Origin of the sequence: Nocardioides coralli (assembly GCF_019880385.1) — a bacterium.
GTDB classification, from domain to species: Bacteria; Actinomycetota; Actinomycetes; order Propionibacteriales; family Nocardioidaceae; genus Nocardioides; species Nocardioides coralli.
The window spans coordinates 1,124,311-1,149,495 of the sequence record NZ_CP082273.1 but is presented as its reverse complement, the minus strand read 5'-3'; the positions used below and the strand labels follow the sequence as shown (position 1 = coordinate 1,149,495).

Here is a 25,185-nt window from a genome sequence, read left to right as displayed (position 1 = left end):
AGCCCATGTGCGAGGAGGACGGCCCCCCATGTCACTCACTGGCCCGGAGAGTCCACGCGCGGACGTCGAGCTGCGGCTGCCGGCGGACAGCGCCTACGTGTCCGTGCTGCGCACGACGACCGCTGGACTGGCGGCTCGCCTCGACTTCACCATCGACCACATCGAGGACCTGCGGATCGCCGTCGGCGAGGCCTGCGCGCTCGTGCTGCCCGAGGCCGACGAGGGCAGCTCCCTGCTGGCCGAGTTCCATCTCGCGCCCTCCCGGCTGACGGTCCGTGTCGCGGTGACGGGCGCCGACATCGGGACCCCCGACTACGACAGCTTCGCCTGGCAGGTGCTGGACACCCTGGCCAGCTCGGCCACCGCGGAGGCCGGGGAGGGAAAGCTCGCCGTCACCCTGACGCTCGAGACGGAGACCCTGGAGCCCAGCCTCTGACATGACCTCCCAGACCAGCCGGGGCGAGGATCAGCTCGGGGATCCGTCCTCGCCAGGGGTCGACGACAGCCGGCGACACAGCCTCGAGCTGTTCGCCGTGCTCGCCGACGCCACCAGCACCCCGCTCGACCTCGAGACGGCGCGCGACCGGCTGGTCCGGCTCCACCTTCCCCTGGTCCAGCACTGCGCCCGCCGCTTCCGCAACCGCGGCGAGCCGTTCGAGGACCTGGTGCAGGTCGGGACCATCGGGCTGCTGAAGTCCATCGACCGCTTCGACGTCGACCGCGGCGTCGAGTTCTCGACCTACGCCACCCCGACGATCATCGGCGAGATCAAGCGCCACTTCCGCGACAAGGGCTGGGCGATCCGGGTGCCGCGGCGGCTGCAGGAGCTGCGGATGCAGATCGGTGCCAGCACGGCCGAGCTCACCCAGCGGCTGGGACGCTCCCCCACGCCTCGCGAGCTCGCCGAGCGGCTCGGCTGCAGCGTCGAGGAGATCGTCGAAGGTCTGGAGTCCGGCAACGCGTACGCGACCCTGTCGCTCGACGCCGGCGCCGAGGGCGACGGCCCGACCCCGCTGTTCGACGCCCTGGGCGACCACGACCCGCGGTTGGAGCACGTCGAGATCCGCGAGTCGCTCAAGCCGCTGATCGACGGCCTCGAGCCGCGCGAGAAGCAGATCCTGCTGCTGCGGTTCTTCCGCAACATGACCCAGTCCCAGATCGCTGCGGAGGTCGGCGTCTCCCAGATGCACGTCTCCCGGCTGCTCACCCGCACCCTGGCCCAGCTCCGGACCTCCCTCCAGGAGGGCTGAGCTCCCCGACAGCGGGCCAGCGTCGGGTCGGGCGTCAGACCCGTTCGTCGCCGGCCGGGCGGTCGGCGAGGGCCTCGAGGCTCGCCGGGTGGAGCACACCGGCGATCACGACGACCCCGGCGACGGCCAGCAGGATGGCCACCCAGGTGGTGCCGTCGCCCCGGAAGCTCCAGGCCAGCCCCAGCTGGATCAGCTGGGCCAGCACGACCGGGCTGCGGGCCCAGGACTCCCGTCGGGCGAGCTGCCAGGCGCAGAGCAGCAGGCCCACGCCGTACACCGCGAAGAACGCCGCGGTGGTCAACCCCATCGCCAGCCGGGTGGAGGCCAGGGTGGCGACCTCTGCGAGGCCCAGCAACACCAGGACAACCCCTTCCACAGCGACCAGTGAGGCCGCTACGGTGAGAGGCGGTGGATTCTGGTCGGTACGGGGGCTCACGATCTCAACCCTAAGGGAGGCCTCTGTGACGGAATCGACGGTGATTCGGGGTTGTTTCACGATCAAACTCTTGCCACGCTAGGCGCTGCGCGAATGAAAGCGTGCGATTCGTCCTGCCCTACGGCCACAGGCCGGGCAGGACCCGTGCGGTGAGAAGCCGCCCCCTGACGTCAGAAGAGAGGGATTCCCCAGCCATGGATTGGCGCGACCGCTCCGCATGCCTCGACGAGGATCCGGAGCTGTTCTTCCCGATCGGCAACACCGGTCCGGCTATCCTCCAGATCGAGGAGGCCAAGCAGGTGTGCCGACGCTGCGAGGTACGCGAGCAGTGCCTCGCGTGGGCGCTCGAGGCTGGTCAGGACCACGGTGTGTGGGGCGGCATGAGCGAGGACGAGCGGCGGGCGCTCAAGCGACGCAACGCCCGGGCCCGCGTCCGCACCGCCTGAGGCCAGGTCCCGGCTCAGGGTCGCGGCAGGTCCAGCGTCACGCGCGTCCCACCGTCACCCGACACGTCGCCGACACCGAGCCGGCCGCCGAGCTCGGACTCCACGAGCGTCCGCACGATCGAGAGCCCGAGGCTGGTGCTGGCGTCGAGGTCGAAGCCTTCCGGCAGCCCCCGACCGTCGTCGGTGACCGCCACCTGCAGACGGCCGGCCACGATCCCGACCTGCATCGTGATCGTGCCTCCCTGGTCGCTGCCGTAGCCGTGCTCGACGGCGTTCTGCAGCACCTCGGTCAGCACCATCGCCAGCGCCGTCGCCGTGTCGGAGCCGAGCACACCGAAGGACCCTGAGCGCGCCACCCGGACGCGGTCGCCGGACGCACTGACTTCGGTCACCATCCGTCCGAGCCGATCGGCCACCTCGTCGAAGTCGACCCGTTCGTCGGCGGCGGCACTCAGCGTCTCGTGGACGATGGCGATCGAGCCCACCCGGCGCACCGCCTCCTCCAGCGCCGACCGCGCCGCCGGCGCCTCGATCCGGCGTGCCTGCAGCCGCAGCAGGGCCGCGACGGTCTGCAGGTTGTTCTTCACCCGGTGGTGGATCTCGCGGATCGTGGCGTCCTTCGTCACCAGCTCCCGGTCGCGCCGCCGCAGGTCGGTCACGTCGCGCACCAGCACCAGCGCGCCGATCCTCTCCCCGGCCGGGGCCAGCGGGATCGACCGGACGATCAGCACCACCTCGTCGGTGCCCAGCTCGGTGTCACGGTGCGCGCGCCCGCCGAGCACCGCCGACACGGTCTCCTCGTCAGGTCGGCGCCGCGCCGGGACCAGGTCGCGGGTCACGTCGGTGAGCACCAGCCCCTCCAGGTCCCCGGAGAGGCCCAACCGTCGGAACACCGACAGCGCGTTGGGGCTGGCGTAGGTGACCCGCCCGTGGACGTCGATGCGCACGAAGCCGTCGCCCACCCGCGGGGAGTCGGCGTGGTCGCTGCGCTGGCCGGGGGCGGGGAACTCGCCGGCTGCGATCATCTGGCTCAGGTCGGCGGCGGTCTGCAGGTAGGAGAGCTCCAGACGACTCGGGGTGCGTACGCCGAGCAGGTTGGTGTTGCGCGCGATGACGGCGATCACGCGACCGCTGCGCCGCACGGGGATGGTCTCCACACGGACCGGGACGTGGTCGCGCCACTCCGGGTCCCCCTCGCGGACCACCCGCCCCCGCTCGTAGGCCTCGTCGAGCATGGGCCGCCGCCCGCGGGGCACGAAACGGCCCACCACGTCGTCCACGAGGGCGGTGGGCCCGGTCGTCGGTCGCATCTGGCTACCCGCCCAGAATCCACGTCCTTCACGGTCGGGCAACCACAGCACCAGGTCGGCGAAGGACAGGTCGGCCACGATCTGCCAGTCCGCCTGGATGAGCTGCAGCCAGGCCACGTCCTCGTGGTCGAGGTCGGTGTGGCTGCGCACGAGCTCGGTCAACGACGGCACGCCCCCGAGGGTAGGCGGTGACGGCGCAGCCGGGTCGTGACGACCGGGGGTCGACTGGCAGGATGGGCGCCATGTCCGGGCGGTACTGGAAGCAGGTGCTGGAGCGAGGGCTCGCCGTCCCCACCGACCGCCCGCTGGCCGAGCTGACCGCCGAGCTGACCACCCTGCTCGGCTCCCCCGACCCCGAGCTCCGCGACGGCGTCGCCTATCCCACCCTCGGCACCTGGATCGACCGCGGCGTCTACGACGAGCTGCTGGTGGGCCTCGGAGACGGCATGGCCGCCGGCCTCGCGACCGGCCTGGGCGAGTCCGACACCGACACCGTCTTCCGGCGCTCGTTCAGCGTGCTCGTCCTGGCCACGGTCGTGGAGCGCGACACCTCCCAGCACCTGGTCCCCGGGGAGAAGGTGCTGCGGTGGGGCGACCAGATCGTGTCGTGGTTCCTGCGGGAGCGCGACCTGCGTGGCTTCGTCCCCGGCAAGGGCTGGGCGCACGCGGTCGCCCACGGCGCCGATGCCGTCGGTTCCCTCGCCGGCTCCCGCCACTTCGGCCTCAACGAGCTCACCGTGCTCCTCGACGTGGTCGCGGACCGGCTGCTCCAGAGCGACCAGCCGCTGCTCTACGGCGAGCCGGACCGGTTGGCGCACGCCGTGATGGGGGTGCTGCGGCGCAACCTCGTGCCGACCCGCGTCGTCGAGCCGTGGATCGCCCGCATCGCCGCTCGTGCCAACTCCCACCTCACCCGTGGCCACGTGGACCCCTACCGGCCGACGCTCAACGCCCAGCACTTCCTGCGCGCGCTCTACCTGCAGCTCTCGCTCGGGCCCACCCCGCCGGCCGACCGCGCCGACCTGGTCCTGGTGACGGTCGACGCCCTGCGCGCCAGCAACCCCTGGACGCTCGGCCGCTGAGCGGGTCGGCGGCCCGCCACTACCCTTGAGTAGCCTGCGGGGCATGACCGATCTCCACGCCTCCACCGAGGCCACCGGCCAGCTGTCCGGCCACGCGGGCGAGCTCGCGGTCGCCGTGGCGCGTGCCCACGGCGTCGAGACGATGTTCACCCTCTCGGGCGCCCACGTGTTCCCGATGTACGACGGCGCGGTCAAGGCCGACCCGCCCCTGCGGCTGCTCGACGTCCGCCACGAGCAGACCGCGGCGTTCGCGGCCGAGGCGACCGGCAAGCTGACCCGGGTGCCCGGGCTCGCGGTCCTCACGGCCGGCCCCGGCGTGACCAACGGTCTCAGCGCGGTGGCACAGGCTCAGTTCGCCGGATCGCCGATGGTCGTCGTGGGGGGCCGCGCCCCCGCGAACCGGTGGGGCAGCGGCAGCCTGCAGGAGCTCGACCAGCCGCCGATCATCGCGCCCATCGCCAAGTCGGCGCGCACGCTCCACACCGCCGACGCGGTGCTCGAGGGGATGCACGAGGCGTTCGCCACCGCCCGGACCCCTCACCGTGGCCCGGTCTTCGTCGACGTCCCCATGGACGAGTTCTTCAACTCGGCGTCCGGCACGCTCCCCGCGGCCGCGGCACAGCGGGGCGCGGAGCCGGACCCCGACGCGATCGCCGAGGTCGCCGAGCTGCTGGCGTCCGCGCGCCGGCCGGTGCTGATCCTGGGCACCGACGTGTGGGCCGACGGCGCCGAGGAGGCCGCGCTGCGGCTCGTCGAGTCCACCGGCGTCCCCGCCATCACCAACGGCATGGGCCGCGGGATCGTCCCGGGCGGTCACCCGCTGCTGGTGACCAAGGCGCGGGGGCAGGCACTCGGCGGCGCCGACCTCGTCGTCGTGGTCGGCACCCCGCTCGACTTCCGGCTCGGCTACGGCGTGTTCGGCGGCAAGGACGGTGCCCAGCCGGCGCAGGTCGTCCACGTCGCCGACTCGCCGGGCCAGGTGTCCGGGCACGCCGAGCTCGCCGCCTCCGTGTCCGGCGACCTGACGCGCACCCTCGACGGCCTGCTCACCGCTGTGCAGCAGGTCGTGCGCCGCCCCGACTGGTCCTCGTGGGTCGACGAGCTCCAGCAGGGCGTGGCGCAGGCCGTCGAGCGCGACGCCGCCCTGCTCTCCGCCGAGGCCGACCCGATCCACCCGGCCCGGATCTACGGCGAGCTGGTGCCCCGGCTGGCAGAGGACGCCGTGGTCATCGGCGACGGCGGTGACTTCGTCTCCTTCGCCGGCAAGTTCGTCGAGCCCAAGCAGCCCGGCGGCTGGCTCGACCCGGGCCCCTACGGGTGCCTCGGGGCCGGGCTCGGCTCGGCGATCGCCGCCCGCCTGGCACGCCCCTCCTCCCAGGTGGTGCTGCTGCTCGGCGACGGCGCGGCCGGCTTCTCCCTGATGGACGTGGACACCCTGGTCCGGCACCAGCTGCCCGTCGTGATGGTGTGCGGCAACAACTCCGCCTGGGGGCTCGAGAAGGGTCCCATGCAGATGCTCTACGGCTACGACGTCGCGGCCGACCTGGCCGGGCAGACCCGGTACGACGAGGTCGTCAAGGCCCTGGGTGGTGCGGGCGAGACCGTCACGGACCCGCGCCAGATCGGGGCGGCCCTCGATCGCGCCTTCGCGGCCGACGTGCCCTACCTCGTCAACGTCATCACCGACGTGGAGGCGGCCTACCCGCGCAACACCTTCGGCGTCTGATGGAGCTGCGGCGCCCCGCGAGGACCGAGCTCGACGCCGCCGGCCGGCTGTGCGTGGCGGCGTACGAGGACTTCTTCACCGGCGCCGAGGACTTCTACCGCGACCGGGTGGCCGACGTGGCCCTGCGTGACCGGGAGGCCGAGGTCTGGGTGGCCGCCGACGGCACGACCCTGCTGGGCTGCGTGACGTTCTGCCCGCCGGGCTCGCCGTGGCGCGAGCTGGCCCGCGACGCGACCGAGGGCGAGTTCCGGATGCTCTCGGTCCACCCCGACGTCCGCGGGCGTGGCGTCGGCCAGGCGCTGGCCGCGCTGTGCGAGGCCAGGGCCCGGGAGCACGGCGCCACGCGGATGGTGCTGTCGTCGTTGCCGACCATGGCCGCGGCGCACCGGGTCTACGCCCGGCTCGGCTACACCCGCTGCCCGCACCGGGACTGGGACCCGGTCCCGGGAGTCCACCTGATCGCCTTCACCAAGGAGCTGACGTGACCGACACCCTCGCCGCGACCCGGAGCTTCACCGTCACCGAGGCCGACACGGCCGAGGCCGTCGGCAGCGGCAGCCTGCCGGTGCTGGCGACGCCGCGGCTGCTGGCGTGGGCCGAGGCGGTGACGTGCGCGGCCATCGAGCCGGCACTGCCCGCGGGTGGCACCTCGGTCGGGACCCGGGTCACGCTGGAGCACCTGGCGGCCTCGCCGGTGGGCGCGGAGGTCGAGGTGACGGCCAGCGCGGCGTACGTCGACGGTCGCCTGCACCGCTTCACGGTCTCGGCGCGCCACGCCGACGGAAAGCTGGTCGGGTCGGGCGAGGTGACCCGCGTCGTCGTGGACGCCGAGCGCTTCCTGTCGCGGCTCTGACGCACCCACAGACGACGGACCCCCGGCCGTGGGCCGGGGGTCCGGGAGAATCGTCAGCGTCTCAGCTGTTGGGGCGCTTGCCGTGGTTCGCGCTCTTCTTCCTGCGCGCACGACGCTTGCGGCCGGTCTTGCCCATGGTCGTCCTCCGATCAGTTGCTCGGCACAGTCTCGCAGACCCGTGACGGACCGCCGTAATCGCCAGGGTCGGATCCGCGGGCTCAGACGTCGGTGATCCGCACCTGGACCTGGCGGATCTGCACGAGCACGCGGGCCCGCAGCTCCTCGGGGGCGTGCTCGGAGGAGCACGAGCGTGCGACGACCGACTTGACGGTGCGCTGCAGGTCGAACTTCTCCAGGCACGGACCGCACTCGTCGAGGTGCCGCTGCACGACCGCGCAGTCGGCGGCATCTAGCTCGTTGTCGAGGAAGTAGACGATGCGCTCGAGGTAGTCGGCGCACTGGTCCGCGGTGTGGTCGTGGTGGTGGCTCACGCGTCGCCTCCTTCGGGACCGATGGGCAGCAGGTCGTGGGCCCGGACATGGTCGGCGAGCAGGTCCCGCAGCTGCCGGCGCCCGCGGTGCAGCCGGGACATCACGGTCCCGATGGGGGTCTCCATGATCTCGGCGATCTCCTTGTAGGCGAACCCCTCGACGTCGGCGAGGTAGACCGCGAGCCGGAACTCCTCGGGGAGCTGCTGGAGCGCGTCCTTGACCTGGGAGTCCGGCAGCCGCTCCAGCGCCTCGGTCTCGGCCGACTTCAGTCCCGAGGAGGTGTGGGACTCGGCGCGGGCGAGCTGCCAGTCCTCGACGTCCTCCGTCATCGACTGCTGCGGCTGCCGCTGCTTCTTGCGGTAGCTGTTGATGAAGGTGTTGGTGAGGATGCGGTAGAGCCACGCCTTCAGGTTGGTCCCCGGCTTGAACTGCTTGAAGGAGGAGAAGGCCTTGGCGAAGGTCTCCTGCACGAGGTCCTCGGCGTCGGCAGGGTTGCGGGTCATCCGCATCGCCGCGGCGTACAGCTGGTCGAGGAAGGGCAGCGCGTCACGCTCGAAGCGTGCGGCTCGGTCCTCGTCGGACTCGGTGGCGACGTCGATCTCGTCGACGCTGGTCTCGTCGGTCATCGTCCCCCAGCGTACTGGCGTGTCTGGTCGTTCCATCGTCGCGAGCACATGGCCACAACGCACCTACCCCGCGGGTGATTCCCCGACCGCCTCACGGACCACCCACTCGAGGGTCGCCTCGACGACGATCCCCAGCGCCTCCTCCTGGGACACCGGACCCCGGGCGGGCACCTTGAGGCCGTGGTCGGCGCCCGGGATCACGCACAGCTCCACCTCCGGCGGGAACTCCTCCGGCCGGCCGAAGGCGTCCCGCTCCCCCTGCACGACCAGGGTGGGTACGCCGGCACCGAGCAGCTCGTGGAGCCGGCTCTTGTCGGGCTTGCCGGGCGGGTGCAGTGGGAAGGCGAGCGCCAGCACCCCGACGGCGCCGAGGTCGAGAGCGCACCGGGAGGCCGACCGCGCCCCCGCGGAGCGCCCGCCGACGATCAGCGGGGTGCTGCCCCGCAGCCGCGCAGCGGCGGCTCGCAGGCCGTCGTCGAGCGTCGCCGGTGGGCTGGCCACCTTGCGGCCGGCCAGCACCCACGGCTGCTCGAGGCACACCACGGTGATTCCCTGCCGGGGCAGCGCCTCGGCCAGGGCGACCAGGTCGCGAGTGTGGATCCCGGCCCCCGCCCCGTGGCTGAGCAGCAGGGTGGCCACCGACCGGCGGGCCCGGGCCGTCACGGTCCGGGCCGGCCCGTGCGGCGTGTCGAAGTGCGACTCGTGCCCGGAGACCACGGCGTTCACGACAGCGCGTCCTCGAGCGGGATCGGCTCGACGAGGTCGGGGCCGTTGTTGCGCACGTTGCTGACCCGGGCGGAGACGGGGAAGGCCTCGAGCTGTCCCGGCGCCGCGGGCACCAGCAGCCCCAGCAGGTCGTCCGCGCCGGAGACCCGCGGGTCCAGCCAGGTTCCCCACCGCTCCCGTTCGACCATGAGCGGCATCCGGTCGTGGATGTGGCCGACGGCGTCCTCGGCCTCGGTGGTCAGCACCGTGCAGGTCCAGCGGAACCGGTCGGGATCGTCGTCGTCGCGAGTCGGGTCACGCCAGATCTCGTAGAGGCCGGCCATGGCCAGGACGCCGCCGTCCTGGGGCCGGATGAAGAAGGGCTGCTTGGCGGGCTTGCCGGCCGCGGTCCTCTGTGAGGTGGGGTACCACTCGAAGTAGCCGTCGGCCGGGAGCAGGCACCGGCGGGCGGCGAACGCCCGCTTGAAGGAGGGCTTCTCGGCGACCGTCTCCATCCGGGCGTTGATCAGCCGGTTGCCGATGCCGGGGTCCTTCGCCCACGAGGGCACCAGGCCCCAGCGCAGCGTGCGCAGCTGGCGCTGCGGATCCTCCTCGGAGTCGCGGGACGGCTTGCGCTCCATCACCGCGTAGACCTCCTTGGTCGGCGCGACGTTGTAGTCCGGCTCGAGCGGCTGCTCGACCCGGCTGTCGACGACCTCGAACTCCTCCACCAGGTCCTCCGGCTTCCGGCTCGAGGCGTAGCGACCGCACATGTGCCGACCCTAACCGGGCGCGACGCCCCGACGGCGCCGCACGACGATCGTGCAAGATGGGCCCATGACGATCTCGCGACTGCTCGCCCGGCCGATGCTCGCCTCGATGTTCGTGGTGGGCGGTGTCAACGCCCTGCGCAACAGCGAGGCCCACGCGGCCCGGGCCGAGCCGGTGGCCGAGCGGCTGACCCCCCTGGCCCGGAAGGCGCTGCCGCAGGCGCCCATCCCGACCGAGACCGTGACGCTGGTGCGGATCAACGCCGCCGCCCAGATCGGCGCCGCCGCGATGCTCGCCACCGGACGCCTCCCGAGACTCTCCGCCACCCTCCTCGCCGCCTCGCTCGTCCCGACGACCGCCGCCGGTCACCGGTTCTGGGAGGAGGAGGACCCCGAGCAGCGCCGGAACCAGAAGATCCACTTCTTCAAGAACGTCTCGATGCTGGGCGGGCTGATGCTCGCCGCCGTCGACACCGAGGGGAAGCCGGGGATGGCCTGGCGTGCCCGCCGCGCGGCGAAGGACGCCCGCCGCGAGGCCCGCCACCTCGCCACCTCCGCGCGCCGGGAGGCCAAGCTGGCCGCGGCGCAGATCGGGTAGCCCCCGGCCTCGATACGCTTCCCGGGTGACCACCACCCGGCTCGCCGACCCGTGGCCGGCCCCGCGTGCCGCAGGGCCGGTCTCCGCGGTGGTCTCGCTGCCCGGCAGCAAGTCGCTCACCAACCGCGCGCTGGTGCTGGCGGCCCTGGCCGAGGGCCCCAGCGTCGTACGCCGCCCGCTGCGATCGCGCGACACCCGCCTCATGGCCGCAGGGCTGGTGGCGCTGGGGTGCGGGGTGGACAGCGACCGGGACGACTGGCTCGTGACCCCCGCCCGGCTGACCGGGCCGGCCCGGGTGGACTGCGGCCTCGCCGGGACCGTGATGCGGTTCCTCCCACCGGTTGCCGGCCTGGCCGAGGGAGCGGTCGACTTCGACGGCGACGCCCACATGCGGCAGCGTCCGGTCGGGCAGGTGCTCGCCGCGCTGCGGGCCCTCGGCGTCGACGTCCCCGGCGACACGCTGCCGTTCACCGTCCACGGCAGCGGCCGGGTCCGGGGCGGGCCGGTCGCCCTCGACGCCTCGGCCTCGTCGCAGTTCATCTCCGCGCTGCTGCTGGCCGGGGCCCGCTTCGACGACGGCGTCGACATCCGCCACGCGGGCGCACCGGTCCCCTCGCTGCCACACGTGGAGATGTCGGTCGCCCTGCTCCGCGAGCACGGCGTCGCCGTCGACGACTCCGACGTCGACCGGTGGGTCGTGACCCCGGGCCCGCTCACGCCCGTCGACCGCACCATCGAGCCCGACCTCTCCAACGCCGGCCCGTTCCTGGCCCTCGCCGCGGTGACCGGGGGCGAGGTCACGGTCCGCGACTGGCCCCGCGCCACCACGCAGGCCGGCGACCGGCTCCGCGAGATCCTGGCGGAGATGGGGTGCGACGTCGGCTTCACCGACGAGGGACTCCGGGTGGCCGGACCGGAGCAGCTGCAGGGGATCGACCTCGACCTCCACGACGTCGGCGAGCTCACGCCCGCGGTAGCCGCGCTCTGCGCCCTCGCCGACGAGCCGTCCCGGCTGCGCGGGGTCGCCCACATCCGGGCCCACGAGACCGACCGGCTGGCCGCCCTGTCACGGGAGCTGGGCGCCCTGGGTGCCGACGTCACCGAGCACGACGACGGCCTGTCCTTCCGCCCGGCCTCGCTGCACGGCGGCGTCTTCCACACCTATGCCGACCACCGGATGGCCCACGCCGGCGTGATCGTGGGCGCAGCCGTGGACGGCGTCCTGGTCGAGGACGTCGCCACCACGGCCAAGACCTTCCCCGAGTTCGCCGACTTCTGGGCCGGGCTCCTCTGATGGGGGGAGCACGGCCCGGGCGGTACGGCGAGCACGACCACGAGCACTACGAGCGCCCCCGCCGCCGGACCCGGCCGCGCACCAAGGAGCGGCCGACCTACGACGACGCCGTCGAGGCGACCGTGGTGACGGTCGACCGGGGGCGGTTCACGCTGCTGGTCGACGGCACGACCGTGACGGCGATGAAGGCCCGCCCGCTCGGTCGCAAGGGCGTGGTGGTCGGCGACCGGGTGCGGGTGGTCGGCGACACGTCCGGTGCCGAGGGGAGCCTCGCCCGGATCGTGGAGGTGGCCGAGCGCCGCACGGTGCTGCGGCGCACCGCCGACGACGACGACCCGGTGGAGCGGGTGGTCGTCGCCAACGCCGACCAGCTGGTCATCGTCACCGCGCTGGCCGACCCCGAGCCCCGGCCACGGCTCATCGACCGCGCCCTCGTGGCGGCGTACGACGCCGGGATGAAGCCGCTGCTGTGCCTCACCAAGGCCGATCTCGCCGACCCCGAGACCCTGCTCGCCACCTACCGCTCGCTGGGCGTGCCGTGGCTGGTCACCCGCAAGGGGGGCGACCTCGGCGAGCTGCGGAGCGCCCTGCACGGCCGGACCAGCGTGCTGGTCGGGCACAGCGGGGTGGGCAAGTCCACGCTGGTCAACGCGCTGGTCCCCGACGCGGACCGCGAGATCGGCCACGTCAACGCCGTCACCGGCCGCGGCCGGCACACCTCCACCTCGGCGCTGATGCTGGCGCTGCCCGGATCGCCGGCGGGCTCTCCCCACCCGGCCGGCTGGATCGTCGACACGCCCGGCATCCGCTCCTTCGGCCTCGCCCACGTCCGGCCGGAGGACCTGATCGAGGCGTTCCCCGACCTCGACGAGATGACGGAGGACTGCCCGCGGGGGTGCACCCACGGGGACGACGAGCCCGAGTGCGGCCTCGACGCGGCGGTCGCGTCCGGGGAGGCTGAGCGCGACCGCGTGGACTCGTTCCGACGACTGCTGGCTGCGCGGAGCGAGCCGAGCTACTAGAGCTCGTCGGTGATCGTCTCGAGCAGCGAGCGCGCGTCGGGGTCGCCGGCCAGGATGGTGAGCACCAGCACGACGAGTGCGAACCCGAACAGCAGCATCGGGAGCATGATCCGCAGCGCCCCCGTGCGCGGGTGGACCCACCCGGTCACCAACGCCACGACCAGCCATCCCACGGTCGGCAGGGCGAGCTGGTTGGCGTACTCGCGGTCGACGTCGTCCTGCGACTCCGACACGCCACGCTCGATCATGAGCGTGCCCTCGCCGGTGACGTAGGCAGCGAGGATGGAGACGGCGCCGAGCACGGCGGTGACCAGCATGGGGGTGCGCCACGAGTCGCGGCGCTCGATCAGCAGGGCGTACCCGAGCGACACCAGGCAACCCACCGGCGCCAGGACCACGGCCGCCACCACGAACGCGGCGTGCCACGTCAGCCCGGCGAAGTCCATGCAGAAACGGTAGGGCCTGCGCCACCTCGGCGTACGGACAATCGCCGAGGTGTGTCCGAACGGACGATCAGGTCCGGTCCACCCCCACGCCCTCCCACACCGAGCGGGCCCCGGCGTCGCCCGTGAGCACCGCCAGGACGAGCAGCCCCAGGGCGGAGACGGCGAGCAGCCCGGCCAGGACCGGGCGGACCACCCCGGGCCGCTGGTGCCACCACCCGGCGGCGAGGGCGAGGACCCCGAACCCCAGGGTCACCCAGAGCAGCAGCCGGGCGCGGTCGCGGTGCGTCAGCAGCTGCGCGTTGTCGGCGAGCTCGGGCCGGCGCTCGAGGAAGTCGGTCCCGGTCACGTACGCCGCCACGACGGACCCGGTCGCGGCCAGCGCCGTCAGCAGCATCGGCCAGCGCAGCCGCTCCCGGAACCGGCCGGGGACGGCGTAGGCAAGGGCGGTCAGCGCCCCCAGCGGGGCGAGGACGACGGCCGCGTGCACGACCAACGGGTGCAGCGGCAGCCCGCTGATCTCCATGCCGGCACGGTACTCCCGTCCCGTACGCATAGTGTGGCGCCCGTGCCCGACTACACCGACGACCTGCGACTCGCCCACGTGCTGGCCGACGACGCCGACTCGCTGACCACCACGCGGTTCCGGGCGCTCGACCTGCACGTCATGAGCAAGCCCGACCTGACGCCGGTGACCGACGCCGACCAGGCCGTCGAGGAGAGCATCCGCCGCACCCTCTCGCGGGTGCGCTCGCGTGACGCCGTGCTGGGCGAGGAACAGGGAGCCACGGGGCACAGCCAGCGCCGCTGGGTGGTCGACCCGATCGACGGCACCAAGAACTTCGTGCGCGGTGTCCCCGTGTGGGCGACGCTGATCGCGCTGGTGGTCGACGACGTGACCGTGCTCGGCGTCGTGTCCGCACCACAGCTGCAGCGCCGCTGGTGGGCCTCGGCCGACAACGGCGCCTGGACGGGACGCTCGCTGCTCAAGGCGAGCCGCTGCCAGGTCTCCGACGTACGCCGGCTCGAGGACGCCTCCCTGTCCTACTCCTCCCTGCACGGCTGGGACGAGCGCGACCGTCTCGACGACTTCCTCTCGCTCTCACGGCGGTGCTGGCGCACCCGGGCCTACGGCGACTTCTGGTCCTACATGCTGCTCGCTGAAGGAGCGGTCGACCTCGCCGCCGAGCCCGAGCTGGAGCTCTACGACATGGCCGCCCTCGACGTGATCGTCCGGGAGGCCGGTGGGCGGTTCTCGTCCCTCGATGGAACCGACGGTCCCTTCGGCGGCAACGCGCTGGCCTCCAACGGCCACCTGCACGAGGCGGCCCTGGCCTTCCTCGGGTCACTGCCCGACGACGCCGACGACCCCGACTCCCGACCCCGGGGGCCGGGGTCGGTCTCCGAGCTGCGCGAGCGTCGAGGCCGCGAGGACTGATCGGGTCTCACCGTGTGGCGGACCTGTTGCGAGGGTCCGCGCCGGGCTAGCGTGGAAGCAGTTGACGGGGGCCAGTTGACGGGGGCCAGTGAGCGGGAGGTCAGGATGCGGATCGGCGACGTTCTCAACGCCAAGCAGTCCCAGGACGTCATCACCATCAGCCCGGACGCGAGCGTGCGCGAGCTGCTGACGCTCCTGGCCGAGCACAACGTGGGCGCCCTCATCGTCAGTGCCGACGGGTCCTCGGTCGACGGGATCGTCAGCGAGCGCGACGTCGTCCGCCGTCTCCACGACGACGAGGCCGTCCTCGACGGTGCGGTGTCGGCGATCATGACCACCGAGGTCGAGACCTGCGATCCGGACGCCGTCCTCGACGACCTCATGAAGGTGATGACCGAGCACCGGGTCCGCCACCTCCCCGTGGTCCACGAGGGTCGTCTCGTCGGCGTGATCAGCATCGGCGACGTCGTCAAGCACCGCATCGACCAGCTGCAGTTCGAGCGCGACCAGCTCGACCACTACGTCCACCAGTCCTGACCGGAAGGCCCCCATGGACAAGCCCGAGATCGAGTTCTTCGACCCCGAACCCCCGACCGAGCTGGTCATCACCGACGTCACCGAGGGCGACGGCGCGGAGGCCGCCCCCGGGTCGACGGTGTCGGTGCACTACGTCGGGGTGGCCCACTCGACCGGCGAGGAGTTCGACGCCTCCTACAACCGGGGCGAGCCGCTGCAGTTCCGCCTCGGGGTCGGCCAGGTCATCTCCGGGTGGGACCAGGGGGTCCAGGGCATGAAGGTCGGGGGCCGGCGGCAGCTCGTGATCCCGCCCCACCTCGGCTACGGCGACCGCGGTGCCGGCGGCGTCATCCAGCCGGGCGAGACCCTGATCTTCGTGGTCGACCTGCTCGGCGTGCGCTGAGCCTCGCCGCCATCACCACGGCAGGTCGTCCTCGTTCGCCTCGTCGGCGACGCGGGCCGACTGCCCGGCCAGCGACACGACGTCGCCCAGCTCCAGCTGCCGCCCGCGGCGGGTCTCGACCTCACCGTTGACCAGCACGTGACCATCCTGGATGAGCGGCTTGGCGTCCGCACCGCTCTCGACCAGGTTGGCGAGCTTGAGGAACTGGCCCAGCCGGATGGACCGGTCGCGGATCGGGACGTCGACCGGCTCGCCGCTCACAGCAGCACCGCCACGGTGTGGATCAGCACGCCGACCAGGCCGCCGACGATGGTGCCGTTGATCCGGATGAACTGCAGGTCCCGACCCACGTGGAGCTCGATCCGGCGGGCGGCCTCGTGGCCGTCCCACCGCTCGATGGTGTGGGTGATGACGGTGGTCAGCTCGGCGCCGTACCGCTCGACGACGAAGACCGCGGCGTCCGCCGCGAGGCCGTCGAGACGACGGCGGAGGTCCTCGTCGACGGTGACCCGCTCGGCGAACGCGACCAGCTCGGCCTGGAGCCGCGACCGCAGCTCGCCGTGCGGGTCGCGCAGCGCGCCCAGCAGTGCCTTGCGCAGGGCGTTCCAGAGCGACACCCCAGTCGCGGCGAACTGCGGGTGGTCGAGGAGGCGCTCCTTGAGCGCCTCGGCGCGTGCCTGCGTCGCCGGGTCGAAGAGCAGGTCCTGCCCGAGCTGGCCCAGCATCGAGTCGAGGGCAGCGCGGGCGTGGTGCTGCGGGTCGTCGCGGATGTCGGCGATCCACCGGACCGCCTCGACGTGGATCCGGGTGGTGACGGCCTCGTTGAGCCGGGGCGGCGCCCACCACGGCGCCCGCTCGCTGAGGACCTCGCGGACGGTCTCGGGGTTCTCCGACAGCCAGCGGTGCAGCTCCTCGAGCGCCAGGTCGACGACACCGTGGTGCAGGTCGTCCCGGACCGCCTCGACCACGAAGCTGCCCAGCACGGGGGCGATCGGCTCTTCCCGGAAGCGGGGCACGAGGGCTCGCTCCACGAGCTCGGTGACCTGGTCGTCGCGTACCCGCGCGAGGGCGAGGGCCACGATGTCGGCGACCTCGTCGACGACCCGCCGGGCATTGGCGGGCTCGGCCGCCCAGTGGCCGATCCGGTTGGCGACCGCCGCCGCTGCCACCCGGTCCCGGATGATCGTCTCCTGCAGGAAGTTCTCCCCGAAGAACTCCTCGAGGCTGCGCCCGAGGTCGTCCTTGCGGCGCGGCACCAGCGCCGTGTGTGGCACCGGGATGCGCAAGGGGTGCCGGAAGAGGGCAGTCACCGCGAACCAGTCCGCGATGGCGCCCACCATCGACGCCTCGGCTCCGGCGTTGACGAAGCCGAGGAAGCCGTCCTCGCCCAGGGTCAGCAGGTAGACCACGGCGGCCAGGAGGAGCAGGCCGACGGCCACGCTCCGCATCCGGCGCAACCCGCGCCTGCGCAGGTCGTCGGCGGCCGGGTTGGCGGTGACCAGGGGGACGGTGGTGCTCATCACGGTCGATTCTTCCCTACGCGGGGGACGCTGCCAGAATGCCGGGATGTCGCGGACCGTCATCACCTTCGGCACCTTCGACGTCTTCCACGTGGGGCACCTGCGCGTCATCGAGCGTGCAGCGGCCCTCGGGGACCGTCTGGTCGTCGGCGTGTCGGCCGACGCGCTCAACCTGCGCAAGAAGGGACGGGAGCCGGTCTTCAGCGAGGCCGAGCGGCTCGCGATCGTCGGTGCGCTGCGTGCCGTGGACGAGGTCTTCGTCGAGGAGAGCCTCGAGCAGAAGCGCGACTACATCCTCCAGCACGCCGCCGACGTGCTCGTGATGGGCGACGACTGGGCCGGCAAGTTCGACGAGCTCGAGGACATCTGCGAGGTCGTCTACCTCTCCCGCACGCCGGCGATCTCGACGACCGCGCTGATCGAGAAGATCTCCGGCGCCTCCTGAGCGTCCTCCCACGCCGACCGCCCGGGGCGTCTACCCTCGATGGCTGCGGATCCTTCCCCCGCGCTCCAGCGCCCCCGCCCCACCCCGGAACGGAGCACCATGCGCCGCACCGCCGCCGCCCTCGTCGCCGTCGTCGCCCTCCTGTCGGCCCCTCTCGGCCCTGCCGTGGGGTACGCCGACGACCGGGCGTCCCGCGCACCTGAGGGGGTTGCGGGCGAGGCGGAGCGGGCGCTGGCGCTGGCGGAGGAGGCCCTCGCGGGTGACGCCGACGGCGATCCGCCGGCGGGTCATGTGGGGCACGACCAGCCCGAGGCCACCATCGCGCTCCGCGACCTGTTCCGGTCGCTCCCCCAGCTCGAGGGCGCCGAGCGCAGGCGGGCCGAGCGCATGCTGGCACGCCCCACGGAGGGCGCCCAGGACCCGTACGGCGACGGCTACCGCGCGCGATCGGTCAAGACGTGCAACGGCCGGATCTGCGTGCACCGGGTGAAGCGGACGCGTGACCGGGCCACCGCCGCCTGGGCACGGCGCACGCTGACGACGGTCGACCGGGTGTGGTCGCAGCAGGTGGGCAAGATGGGCTACCGGCGTCCGCTCCGCGACGGCCGCCGGGGTGGCAACGCCAAGTTCGACGTCTACCTGGCCGACGTGGGCGACCAGGGGCTCTTCGGCTACTGCGCCCCCGAGCTCACCAAGCCGGGCAACCGGCGACTCGCGTCCGGCTACTGCGTCCTGGACAACGACTTCGCCCGCTCGCAGTACGCAGCCAAGCCCGTCCACAGCCTCCGGGTGACCGCGGCCCACGAGTTCTTCCACGCCGTCCAGTTCGCCTACGACTACCTCGAGGACCCGTGGCTGATGGAGGCGACGGCGACGTGGATGGAGGAGCGCTTCGCCGACGCCGTCAACGACAACCGCCGCTACCTCCCGCAGGGACAGGTCGCCCGGCCCGACATCCCGCTGGACTACTTCGACCGGAGCGGGACCAGTCAGTACGGCAACTGGGCGTTCGTCGAGCACCTCACGCAGCGGTTCGGCACCGGCTTCGTCCGGAAGGTCTGGCGCGAGGCCGGGAACGGTCCCGGTGACGGCCGGGCCTGGTCCACGAGGGCCCTGGAAGCAGCGCTCCCCCGCTCCGCGCCCTTCGCCCGCACCTACCTCGGGTTCCTCGCCGCCAACGTCGTGCCCGCCCGCTCCTACCCCGAGGGCAAGCACTGGCCGAGCCCACGGCTGGCCTACGACGGCAGCCTGGGCCGCAACCAGGGCGTCGAGTCCGACCAGGGCTTCCGGGTCCGGCACCTGGCCGGCTACGTGTTCCGGGTCCGCCCGGCCCGGACGCTCGACGACCGGCGGTGGCAGCTGCGGGTGCGGGTCGACGGGCCGGCCCGGAAGACGGGGCCGCGGGCCACGGTCGTGCGACGTACCGCCTCGGGCGCCCTCCGGCGGACGAGCGTGGCGCTGGACGGCAACGGCGACGGCGTCGTGACCGTGCCCTTCAACCGCCGGCAGACCTCGCGGGTGTGGGTCGTCGTCGCCAACACCTCGACCCGGTTCGACTGCCGCGGCAAGTACGTCACCGGCTACTCCTGTGGCGGCCGGTCCCGCGACGACGACCGTCGGTACGCCGTCACCTTCCGGACCACCCGGAGCGGCTGACCGGCCGGCCCGCCAGACTCACCTCATCGGGTCAGTCGTCGTCGGCGCGCCGGACCTCCACCCAGACCAGCCGGTGGTCGCTGGCGTCCACCAGGTCGGCGTGGGGGTCTCCCGCCCGGGGCCAGAACACCGCGGAGTCGCGGATCCTCAGCTGCTTCGAGGGCAGCACGTAGTCGACGCGCAGGTTGCCGGGGGGCTCCCCGAAGTCGGCCGTGTCGAACTGCGGCGGTGACGCGTGGCCCTCGTTGCCCGGCTGGGTGGCGGCAGCCTGGACGGCACCGGCGCTGGCGGGCGTGTCCCGGTCGTTGACCCGCGGGTGGTCGAGCAGCTGCTGCACGGCACCGGGGACCGAGTCGCCGTCGCGCGGGTCGGCGTTCTGGTCACCGGCGATCACGAAGCGCGCCCCCGGACGCAGGCCGCCGCGGCCGCCCTCGTCGTCGTAGATGTAGCGCGACCGCTTGCGGCTGCCCACGTAGTCGGCCCAGAACCGGATCTCGTCGTGGTTGCGGGTGCCGTTGCGGTCCTCGGGACCGTCGAACACCGGCGGCGTGGGGTGGGAGACGAGGAAGTGGACGGTGTCGTCGTCACCCACCTCGATCGGCAGGTCCCAGTGGGACTTGCTGGAGAGCCGGACGTCCTCCAGCTCCTCGGGCGAGTACCAGTCCGCCGGCCCCGGCCTCGCCGGGTCGTCCGGGAGCATCGCGCCCGGCATGTCCGCCCACCGGAAGCGCTGGAACGTGCGGGCCGCGTCGATGTCGATCGGGTACCTCGAGAAAACGACCATGCCGAACTGGCCGGGGAAGAACCCGAAGCCGAACGCGTCGCCGGGTCCACCGACACCGTTCCGGTTGTCGAGGTCGTGGCCGCTCGGGATGCCGGTGTTGGAGGGCGCGACGAAGACGTAGGGGTAGTCCACCGGGCTCGCGCCGTTCTGGGCGACCTCGAGGTAGTTCTCCCGGAACAGGTCGGCCGCCTCCCCCGCCGCGTCGTAGTCGAACTCGTTGACGAGCAGGACGTCGGGACGGGTGCGCTGGACGACCTCGGCGACCTTCCGGGCCTGCGCGTCGTCGGGCGTCGACAGGTCCCGCACGAGGTCACCCTCGTTGAAGCGGTTGAGCGAGGCGTTGTAGGTCGCGAACCGCACCGCCCGCTCTCGGCGGTCGCCGTCGGCACCGTCGTCGTCACGGTCGCCGTCCGCGGCCGCGGGCAGGGCCAGGACGGTGACGAGGAGGGCGATGAGGGCGATCGGCACGGCCAGGGGCTTCCGAGACATGCAGCCCAACCTAAGCGGTGCGGGCCGATGCCGACACCCTCCCCCGGGTGAACCGTCGGCGACGGGTCGCCGCCCGTCCTGGCCACCGGACGACCGAGGGGCCGGCCGGATGTCACCACCCGACCGGCCCCTCGTCGACCCCGTCCTGTTCCCAGGCCGGCTCTCAGGCCAGGTCGAACCGATCCAGGGTCATCACCTTGTCCCAGGCCGCGACGAAGTCGTGCACGAACTTCTCGTGCGCGTCGTCGGCGGCGTAGACCTCGGCGATGGCCCGCAGCTGCGAGTTCGCGCCGAACACCAGGTCGGCGGCGGTGGCGGTCCACCGCACGTCGTCGGTGCCGCGAGCCCGGCCCTCGAAGACCTGCTCGTCGGACTGCGACGCCTTCCACTCGACGCTGTTGTCGAGGAGGTTGACGAAGAAGTCCGTGGTGAGCGCGCCCGGCCGGTCGGTGAACACGCCGTGGGGGACGCCGGCGGTCGTGGCCCCGAGGGCCCGCATCCCCGCCACCAGCACGCTCATCTCGGGGGCCGAGAGGGCGAGCAGGTTGGCCTTGTCGAGCAGCAGCGTCTCCGGGGAGACCTTGGCGCCGGCCTGGAGGTAGTTGCGGAAGCCGTCGGCACGCGGCTCGAGGACCGCGAAGGAGTCGGCGTCGGTCTGCTCCTCGGTGGCGTCGGTACGACCGGGCACGAACGGCACGGTCACCTCGACACCGGCCTCACGGGCGGCCTTCTCGACGCCGGCGGCGCCCGCCAGGACGATCAGGTCGGCCATGGAGACCTGGCGGCCGCCGGCCTCGTTGAAGTCCTGGCGGACCTGCTCGAGGGTCTCGAGCACGGAGGCGAGCTGCTCCGGGTCGTTAGCCCGCCAGCTCCGCTGGGGCTCGAGGCGGATCCGGGCGCCGTTGGCGCCACCCCGCTTGTCGGTGTCGCGGTAGGTCGAGGCGGAGGCCCAGGCGGTGCCCACCAGCTGGCTCACCGACAGACCGGCGTCGAGGACGCGCTGCTTGAGGTCGGTCACGTCCGCGTCGGTGACGAGGTCGTGGTCGACCGCCGGCACCGGGTCCTGCCAGATCTGGGGCTCCGCGACCCAGGGGCCGAGGTAGCGCGTCACCGGACCCATGTCGCGGTGGAGCAGCTTGTACCAGGCGCGGGCGAAGGCGTCGGCCAGCTCCTGGGGGTTCTCCAGGAAGCGCCGCGAGATCTTCTCGTACTCGGGGTCGAAGCGCAGCGCGAGGTCGGTGGTCAGCATGGTCGGCTTGCGGTCGGGTCCGCCGTGGCCGTCCGGGATGGTCGCCTCGGCGTCCTTGGCCTCCCACTGCCACGCGCCGGCGGGGCTCTGGACGAGCTCCCACTCGTGGCCGAAGAGGTTCTGGAAGAACCCGTGGCTCCACGTGATGGGGGTCTGGGTCCAGATCACCTCGAGACCGCTGGTGATCGTGTCGGGTCCCTTGCCGGTGCCGTAGGTGTTGCGCCAGCCGAAGCCCTGCTCCTCCAGCGGGGCGCCCTCGGGCTCGGGCCCGACGTGGTCGTCAGCCGTGGAGGCGCCGTGGGTGCGCCCGAAAGAGTGGCCACCGGCGATGAGGGCGACCGTCTCCTCGTCGTTCATGGCCATGCGCCCGAAGGTCAGCCGGATGTCGTGGGCCGCGGCGACCGGGTCCGGCTTGCCCTGGGGGCCCTCCGGGTTGACGTAGATCAGCCCCATCGTGACGTTGCCGAAGGGCGTCCCTTCGAGGTCGAGCGGCTCGTCCTCGCGGTAGCGCTCGTCACCGAGCCACGTGTCCTCCGGGCCCCAGAAGATCTCCTCGGGCTCGTAGATGTCCTCGCGACCGAAGCCGAACCCGAAGGTCTTGAACCCCATGTCCTCCAGTGCGCAGTTGCCCGCGAACACGAGGAGGTCGGCCCAGGAGATCTTCGTGCCGTGCTTCTTCTTCACCGGCCACAGGATCCGCCGCGCCTTGTCGAGGTTGGCGTTGTCGGGCCAGCTGTTGAGGGGGGCGAAGCGCTGCGAGCCGTCACCGCCGCCGCCGCGGCCGTCCTCGATCCGGTAGGTGCCGGCCGCGTGCCAGCTGAGCCGGATGAAGAGCGGGCCGTAGTGGCCGTAGTCGGCCGGCCACCACTCCTGCGAGGTGGTCATCACCTCGATGACGTCGCGCTTGAGCTCCTCGACGTCGAGCTCGGCGAAGGCCGCGGCGTAGTCGAAGTCCTCTCCCATGGGGTTGCCCTGCGGCGTGTGCTGGTGGAGGACGTTGAGCGGGAGCTGGTTGGGCCACCAGTCCCGGTTGGTCCGCGGGTGCGGGTGCTCCGGGGTGGGAGCGTCGATGACCGGGTTCTCGCTCTCGCTGCCGTGCTGGGTCACGTCGTACCTCTCTGTGTCGGTGTGGAACTCGCGTGGGTCTGGTGCTGGTCTCGGTGTCGTTTCAGCTGTGGGTCGTGCCGGCCGCGGCGACGCACTCGGGGCAACGGCCCCAGTAGACGACCTCGGCCTCGTCGATCTCGAACTCCTGCTCCCCCGCCGGCGCCAGGCACGGCGCCACGCCGGTGGCGCAGTCGACGTCGGCGATCGCCCCGCAGCTGCGGCACACCACGTGGTGGTGGTTGTCGCCGACCCGCGCCTCGTACCGTACGACGGAGCCTGCGGGCTCGATGGAGCGGACCAGCCCGGCGGCCGTCAGCGCCCGCAGCACGTCATAGACGGCCTGGTGGGAGACCTCGCCCAGCTCGGCGCGCACGGCGCGGATGATCGAGCCGGTGTCGGCGTGGGGCTGCTCGTGGACCGTCGCCAGCACAGCCACCCGGGGCCGGGTCACCCGCAGGCCGGCGCCGCGCAGGCTCTGCTCGAGCTCGGTCGCGTGGGGCACGTCCCGAGCCTCCCCCACTTTCTTGAACGAGTCAAGAGAACAGGTCCGAGGACGTCAGCAGCACGTGTCCCCCGGGCTGCGCACGTCCTGCTGGTCAGCGGGGTCCACGGCGTGCGCGTCACGCAGACCGCCCACGGTGCAGCAGGCGTCGCCGCGCCAGGCGTTGAACCCCTCACGTACGGCCAGCCCCGCGATGCCGAGGGCGGCGACCGGGTCGGCCCACCACCAGCCGAGCCAGGCGTTGGCCAGCAACCCGACGAGCAGCACCGCCGACATGCAGGCGCACAGCAGGGTCTGCCTGGAGTCGGCGACTGCCGAGTGGGAACCGAGCTCCCACCCGGTGCGCCTCTGGAGGCGGGACAGGGCAGGCATGACCAGCAGGCTCAGCGCAGCGACGGCGATGCCGATCGTGGAGGGGTCTGGCTGCTCCTGCCGGACGAGGGCGTCCACCGCGTCGTAGGAGATGAAGACCGCCAACGCCAGGAACGACCCCGCGATGACCCGCAACGTGGCGCGCTCCCGGACCTCGTGGTCGGGCCGGGAGAACTGCCAGAGCACCGCGACCGCCGAGGACACCTCGATCACCGAGTCGAGGCCGAAGCCGATCAGTGCCGCAGACCCTGCCAGCGCTCCGGCCGTGAGCGCGACGGTCGCCTCGAGGAGGTTGTAGCCGATGGTCAGCAGCACCAGCAGCCGCACCCGGTTCGCGAGACGGGCGCGCCGCTCGACCCCGATCACGGGATGGGCACCGGAACGGGTCCCCGTCGTCATGCCGGAACCCCCGTCGCGTCGGCCTCGGCGGTGCTGCACAGCGCAGGGTCGACCTCGAGCACGAGGGCCTCGAGGTCGCCCAGGGCGTGCCGGAGCCGTCCGTCCACCAGCTCGTAGCGGACGCGTCGGCCCTCCGGGACCGCCACCACCAGGCCGCAGCCGCGCAGGCACGCGAGGTGGTTGGACACCGACTGTCGCGAGACCCCCAGGCGCTCCGACAGCTCGGCGGGGTAGGCCGGCGCCTCGCGCAGCCCCACGAGGATGCGGGCCCGCGTGGGGTCGGACAGCGCGTGGCCGAAGCGGGCCAGGGCCTCCAAGGTGTCGACGGCGCGCGTGGTCATGTCCCCATCGTGACACCCGAGGCTGTATTCAGCAAGCAATGTATCCAGCAAGGGCTGTACTGTCCCTGTGTGGTGCTCAGCCCGCTGGCACGATGGAGCCATGACCACGCCCTCAGCCATGGCCACCGCCTCCGGGGTGGACCACCGCAGCCTGCGCTCCCTGCGGCGGTGGAACCTGGGGCTCACCGTGTTGCACGCAGCGCAGGCGGTGGTGGTCCTCGTGCTGGCCAGCGACTTCGCGATCACCGTCACCACGTCCCTGCCCACGGGGCCTCCGGGCACCCCTCCGGAGGCACCCGAGGCCTTCTTCGACGTCCCGATCGGCGGGGCGATCGCCGTCTTCCTCGCCCTCGCCGCGCTCGACCACGGGCTCACCGCGACCGTCCTCCGCGACCGCTACGAGACCGGGCTGCGGGCGGGCATCAACCGGTTCCGGTGGGTGGAGTACTCCGTCAGCGCGACCCTGATGGTCGTGCTGATTGCCTTCTACACCGGCATCACGGGGTTCTCCGCGGTCATCGGCATCGCCGGCGCCAACGTCGGGATGATCCTCTTCGGCTGGTTGCAGGAGGCCGCGAACCCGCCCGGCCGGGCCGCCACCACCATGAAGGCCTTCTGGTTCGGCTGCGTCGCGGGCGCGGCGCCCTGGGTCGCGATCGGCTACAACATCCTGAGCGCCGAGACGGTGCCGGGCTTCGTGTACGGCATCTTCGCCTCGCTGTTCGTCCTGTTCTCGAGCTTCGCCGTCAACCAGTGGCTGCAGTACCGGGAGGTCGGGCCCTGGCGCAGCTACGCCTTCGGCGAGCGGGCTTACCTGGTCCTCAGCCTGGTCGCGAAGTCGGCGCTCGCCTGGCAGATCTTCGCGGGGTCGCTGGCCGGCTGACCAGCGCCCTAGGCTCGACCCGATGACGC

The 25,185-nt window shown here is 72.6% G+C and carries 32 protein-coding genes; 16 read left to right on the top strand and 16 right to left on the bottom strand.

Annotated elements, in window-relative coordinates; all coding sequences use genetic code 11:
- The first annotated feature begins 28 nt into the window (after positions 1-28).
- Together K6T13_RS05640 and K6T13_RS05635 are read left to right on the top strand one after the other, a co-directional pair.
- A complete protein-coding gene (locus K6T13_RS05640) occupies positions 29-436 on the top strand; it encodes an ATP-binding protein (RefSeq protein WP_222897544.1) in 408 nt (135 codons plus the stop codon).
- A gap of 1 nt (position 437) precedes the next feature.
- Positions 438-1,250: an RNA polymerase sigma factor SigF gene (locus K6T13_RS05635; RefSeq protein WP_222897543.1), complete on the top strand. Its 813-nt coding sequence runs from the start codon at positions 438-440 to the stop codon at positions 1,248-1,250.
- A 34-nt stretch (positions 1,251-1,284) separates the two neighbouring features.
- Here K6T13_RS05635 and K6T13_RS05630 read toward each other — a convergent pair whose 3' ends face one another.
- The gene (locus K6T13_RS05630; protein ID WP_222897542.1) at positions 1,285-1,608 is read right to left on the bottom strand and encodes a hypothetical protein; all 324 of its coding nucleotides are present in this window, start codon (positions 1,606-1,608) and stop codon (positions 1,285-1,287) included.
- 272 nt (positions 1,609-1,880) lie between these two features.
- Here K6T13_RS05630 and K6T13_RS05625 point away from each other — a divergent pair, with 272 nt between their 5' ends.
- Positions 1,881-2,132: a WhiB family transcriptional regulator gene (locus tag K6T13_RS05625; protein ID WP_222897541.1), complete on the top strand. Its 252-nt coding sequence runs from the start codon at positions 1,881-1,883 to the stop codon at positions 2,130-2,132.
- A gap of 14 nt (positions 2,133-2,146) precedes the next feature.
- Here the strand turns inward: K6T13_RS05625 and K6T13_RS05620 are convergent, their stop codons facing one another.
- Complete coding sequence (locus tag K6T13_RS05620; protein ID WP_222897540.1) at positions 2,147-3,613, bottom strand: sensor histidine kinase; 1,467 nt, start codon at positions 3,611-3,613, stop codon at positions 2,147-2,149.
- Positions 3,614-3,684: 71 nt separating this feature from the next.
- On the opposite strand from K6T13_RS05620, the gene K6T13_RS05615 reads away from it, so the two are divergent.
- Genes K6T13_RS05615 through K6T13_RS05600 form a run of 4 tightly spaced genes read left to right on the top strand, consistent with a single transcriptional unit; the run spans position 3,685 to position 7,103 of the window.
- Complete coding sequence (locus K6T13_RS05615; RefSeq protein ID WP_222897539.1) at positions 3,685-4,524, top strand: DUF2785 domain-containing protein; 840 nt, start codon at positions 3,685-3,687, stop codon at positions 4,522-4,524.
- A 43-nt stretch (positions 4,525-4,567) separates the two neighbouring features.
- The gene (locus K6T13_RS05610; protein WP_222897538.1) at positions 4,568-6,250 is read left to right on the top strand and encodes an acetolactate synthase; all 1,683 of its coding nucleotides are present in this window, start codon (positions 4,568-4,570) and stop codon (positions 6,248-6,250) included.
- The gene (locus tag K6T13_RS05605; RefSeq protein WP_222897537.1) at positions 6,250-6,735 is read left to right on the top strand and encodes a GNAT family N-acetyltransferase; all 486 of its coding nucleotides are present in this window, start codon (positions 6,250-6,252) and stop codon (positions 6,733-6,735) included. Before K6T13_RS05610 ends, K6T13_RS05605 begins: the two co-directional genes overlap by 1 nt.
- Complete coding sequence (locus tag K6T13_RS05600; protein ID WP_222897536.1) at positions 6,732-7,103, top strand: thioesterase family protein; 372 nt, start codon at positions 6,732-6,734, stop codon at positions 7,101-7,103. The genes K6T13_RS05605 and K6T13_RS05600 overlap by 4 nt, the downstream gene beginning before the upstream one ends.
- Positions 7,104-7,164: 61 nt before the next feature.
- Here K6T13_RS05600 and K6T13_RS17640 read toward each other — a convergent pair whose 3' ends face one another.
- From K6T13_RS17640 to K6T13_RS05580, 5 genes are all read right to left on the bottom strand, one after another.
- Positions 7,165-7,239 (bottom strand): 50S ribosomal protein bL37, encoded by a 75-nt coding sequence (locus tag K6T13_RS17640; protein WP_425474887.1) that lies wholly within the window; start codon positions 7,237-7,239, stop codon positions 7,165-7,167.
- Positions 7,240-7,321: 82 nt separating this feature from the next.
- Positions 7,322-7,594: a mycothiol system anti-sigma-R factor gene (rsrA, locus tag K6T13_RS05595; RefSeq protein ID WP_222897535.1), complete on the bottom strand. Its 273-nt coding sequence runs from the start codon at positions 7,592-7,594 to the stop codon at positions 7,322-7,324.
- Positions 7,591-8,220, bottom strand: coding sequence for a sigma-70 family RNA polymerase sigma factor (locus K6T13_RS05590; RefSeq protein WP_222897534.1), 630 nt, complete (start codon positions 8,218-8,220; stop codon positions 7,591-7,593). The genes rsrA and K6T13_RS05590 overlap by 4 nt, the downstream gene beginning before the upstream one ends.
- Positions 8,221-8,283: 63 nt before the next feature.
- The gene (locus K6T13_RS05585) at positions 8,284-8,946 is read right to left on the bottom strand and encodes an alpha/beta hydrolase family protein (RefSeq protein WP_249423951.1); all 663 of its coding nucleotides are present in this window, start codon (positions 8,944-8,946) and stop codon (positions 8,284-8,286) included.
- On the bottom strand, positions 8,943-9,698 hold the full coding sequence (locus K6T13_RS05580; RefSeq protein ID WP_222897533.1) for an SOS response-associated peptidase: 756 nt from the start codon (positions 9,696-9,698) through the stop codon (positions 8,943-8,945). The genes K6T13_RS05585 and K6T13_RS05580 overlap by 4 nt, the downstream gene beginning before the upstream one ends.
- 64 nt (positions 9,699-9,762) lie before the next feature.
- On the opposite strand from K6T13_RS05580, the gene K6T13_RS05575 reads away from it, so the two are divergent.
- The 3 genes from K6T13_RS05575 to rsgA are packed head-to-tail and all read left to right on the top strand — an operon-like array spanning position 9,763 to position 12,609.
- Positions 9,763-10,293 (top strand): DoxX family protein, encoded by a 531-nt coding sequence (locus tag K6T13_RS05575; protein ID WP_222897532.1) that lies wholly within the window; start codon positions 9,763-9,765, stop codon positions 10,291-10,293.
- A 25-nt stretch (positions 10,294-10,318) separates the two neighbouring features.
- Positions 10,319-11,587: a 3-phosphoshikimate 1-carboxyvinyltransferase gene (aroA, locus tag K6T13_RS05570; RefSeq protein ID WP_222897531.1), complete on the top strand. Its 1,269-nt coding sequence runs from the start codon at positions 10,319-10,321 to the stop codon at positions 11,585-11,587.
- The gene (gene rsgA / locus K6T13_RS05565) at positions 11,587-12,609 is read left to right on the top strand and encodes a ribosome small subunit-dependent GTPase A (RefSeq protein ID WP_222897530.1); all 1,023 of its coding nucleotides are present in this window, start codon (positions 11,587-11,589) and stop codon (positions 12,607-12,609) included. Before aroA ends, rsgA begins: the two co-directional genes overlap by 1 nt.
- Here the strand turns inward: rsgA and K6T13_RS05560 are convergent.
- Positions 12,606-13,055 (bottom strand): hypothetical protein, encoded by a 450-nt coding sequence (locus K6T13_RS05560; RefSeq protein WP_222897529.1) that lies wholly within the window; start codon positions 13,053-13,055, stop codon positions 12,606-12,608. The two genes, rsgA and K6T13_RS05560, sit on opposite strands and share 4 nt — an antisense overlap.
- A gap of 67 nt (positions 13,056-13,122) precedes the next feature.
- On the bottom strand, positions 13,123-13,578 hold the full coding sequence (locus K6T13_RS05555) for a DUF2231 domain-containing protein (protein WP_222897528.1): 456 nt from the start codon (positions 13,576-13,578) through the stop codon (positions 13,123-13,125).
- Between the two features lie 42 nt (positions 13,579-13,620).
- On the opposite strand from K6T13_RS05555, the gene hisN reads away from it, so the two are divergent.
- The 3 genes from hisN to K6T13_RS05540 all read left to right on the top strand — a co-directional run bounded on the left by hisN (position 13,621) and on the right by K6T13_RS05540 (position 15,409).
- Positions 13,621-14,490, top strand: a complete 870-nt coding sequence (gene hisN / locus K6T13_RS05550; RefSeq protein ID WP_222897527.1) for a histidinol-phosphatase — start codon at positions 13,621-13,623, stop codon at positions 14,488-14,490.
- A 105-nt stretch (positions 14,491-14,595) separates the two neighbouring features.
- Positions 14,596-15,027: a CBS domain-containing protein gene (locus tag K6T13_RS05545; protein ID WP_222897526.1), complete on the top strand. Its 432-nt coding sequence runs from the start codon at positions 14,596-14,598 to the stop codon at positions 15,025-15,027.
- Positions 15,028-15,040: 13 nt separating this feature from the next.
- Complete coding sequence (locus tag K6T13_RS05540; RefSeq protein WP_222897525.1) at positions 15,041-15,409, top strand: FKBP-type peptidyl-prolyl cis-trans isomerase; 369 nt, start codon at positions 15,041-15,043, stop codon at positions 15,407-15,409.
- Positions 15,410-15,421: 12 nt separating this feature from the next.
- Here the strand turns inward: K6T13_RS05540 and K6T13_RS05535 are convergent, their stop codons facing one another.
- Positions 15,422-15,670: an RNA-binding S4 domain-containing protein gene (locus K6T13_RS05535; protein WP_283247946.1), complete on the bottom strand. Its 249-nt coding sequence runs from the start codon at positions 15,668-15,670 to the stop codon at positions 15,422-15,424.
- Complete coding sequence (locus K6T13_RS05530) at positions 15,667-16,929, bottom strand: DUF445 domain-containing protein (RefSeq protein ID WP_222897524.1); 1,263 nt, start codon at positions 16,927-16,929, stop codon at positions 15,667-15,669. Before K6T13_RS05530 ends, K6T13_RS05535 begins: the two co-directional genes overlap by 4 nt.
- 46 nt (positions 16,930-16,975) lie before the next feature.
- On the opposite strand from K6T13_RS05530, the gene K6T13_RS05525 reads away from it, so the two are divergent.
- Positions 16,976-17,374, top strand: a complete 399-nt coding sequence (locus K6T13_RS05525; protein ID WP_222897523.1) for an FAD synthase family protein — start codon at positions 16,976-16,978, stop codon at positions 17,372-17,374.
- Between the two features lie 99 nt (positions 17,375-17,473).
- Complete coding sequence (locus K6T13_RS05520) at positions 17,474-19,030, top strand: MXAN_6640 family putative metalloprotease (protein ID WP_222897522.1); 1,557 nt, start codon at positions 17,474-17,476, stop codon at positions 19,028-19,030.
- 31 nt (positions 19,031-19,061) lie between these two features.
- Here the strand turns inward: K6T13_RS05520 and K6T13_RS05515 are convergent, their stop codons facing one another.
- From K6T13_RS05515 to K6T13_RS05495, 5 genes are all read right to left on the bottom strand, one after another.
- A complete protein-coding gene (locus K6T13_RS05515; RefSeq protein WP_222897521.1) occupies positions 19,062-20,303 on the bottom strand; it encodes an endonuclease/exonuclease/phosphatase family protein in 1,242 nt (413 codons plus the stop codon).
- A 163-nt stretch (positions 20,304-20,466) separates the two neighbouring features.
- The gene (gene katG / locus K6T13_RS05510) at positions 20,467-22,659 is read right to left on the bottom strand and encodes a catalase/peroxidase HPI (protein ID WP_222897520.1); all 2,193 of its coding nucleotides are present in this window, start codon (positions 22,657-22,659) and stop codon (positions 20,467-20,469) included.
- 61 nt (positions 22,660-22,720) lie between these two features.
- Positions 22,721-23,161, bottom strand: coding sequence for a Fur family transcriptional regulator (locus tag K6T13_RS05505; protein ID WP_222897519.1), 441 nt, complete (start codon positions 23,159-23,161; stop codon positions 22,721-22,723).
- Positions 23,162-23,215: 54 nt separating this feature from the next.
- Entirely contained in the window at positions 23,216-23,932 is a 717-nt protein-coding gene (locus K6T13_RS05500) for a cation diffusion facilitator family transporter (protein WP_222897518.1), read from the bottom strand.
- Positions 23,929-24,273 (bottom strand): ArsR/SmtB family transcription factor, encoded by a 345-nt coding sequence (locus K6T13_RS05495; protein WP_222897517.1) that lies wholly within the window; start codon positions 24,271-24,273, stop codon positions 23,929-23,931. The genes K6T13_RS05500 and K6T13_RS05495 overlap by 4 nt, the downstream gene beginning before the upstream one ends.
- Positions 24,274-24,373: 100 nt before the next feature.
- Here K6T13_RS05495 and heR point away from each other — a divergent pair, with 100 nt between their 5' ends.
- Positions 24,374-25,156, top strand: a complete 783-nt coding sequence (gene heR / locus K6T13_RS05490) for a heliorhodopsin HeR (protein WP_222897516.1) — start codon at positions 24,374-24,376, stop codon at positions 25,154-25,156.
- Positions 25,157-25,185 lie beyond the last annotated feature (29 nt).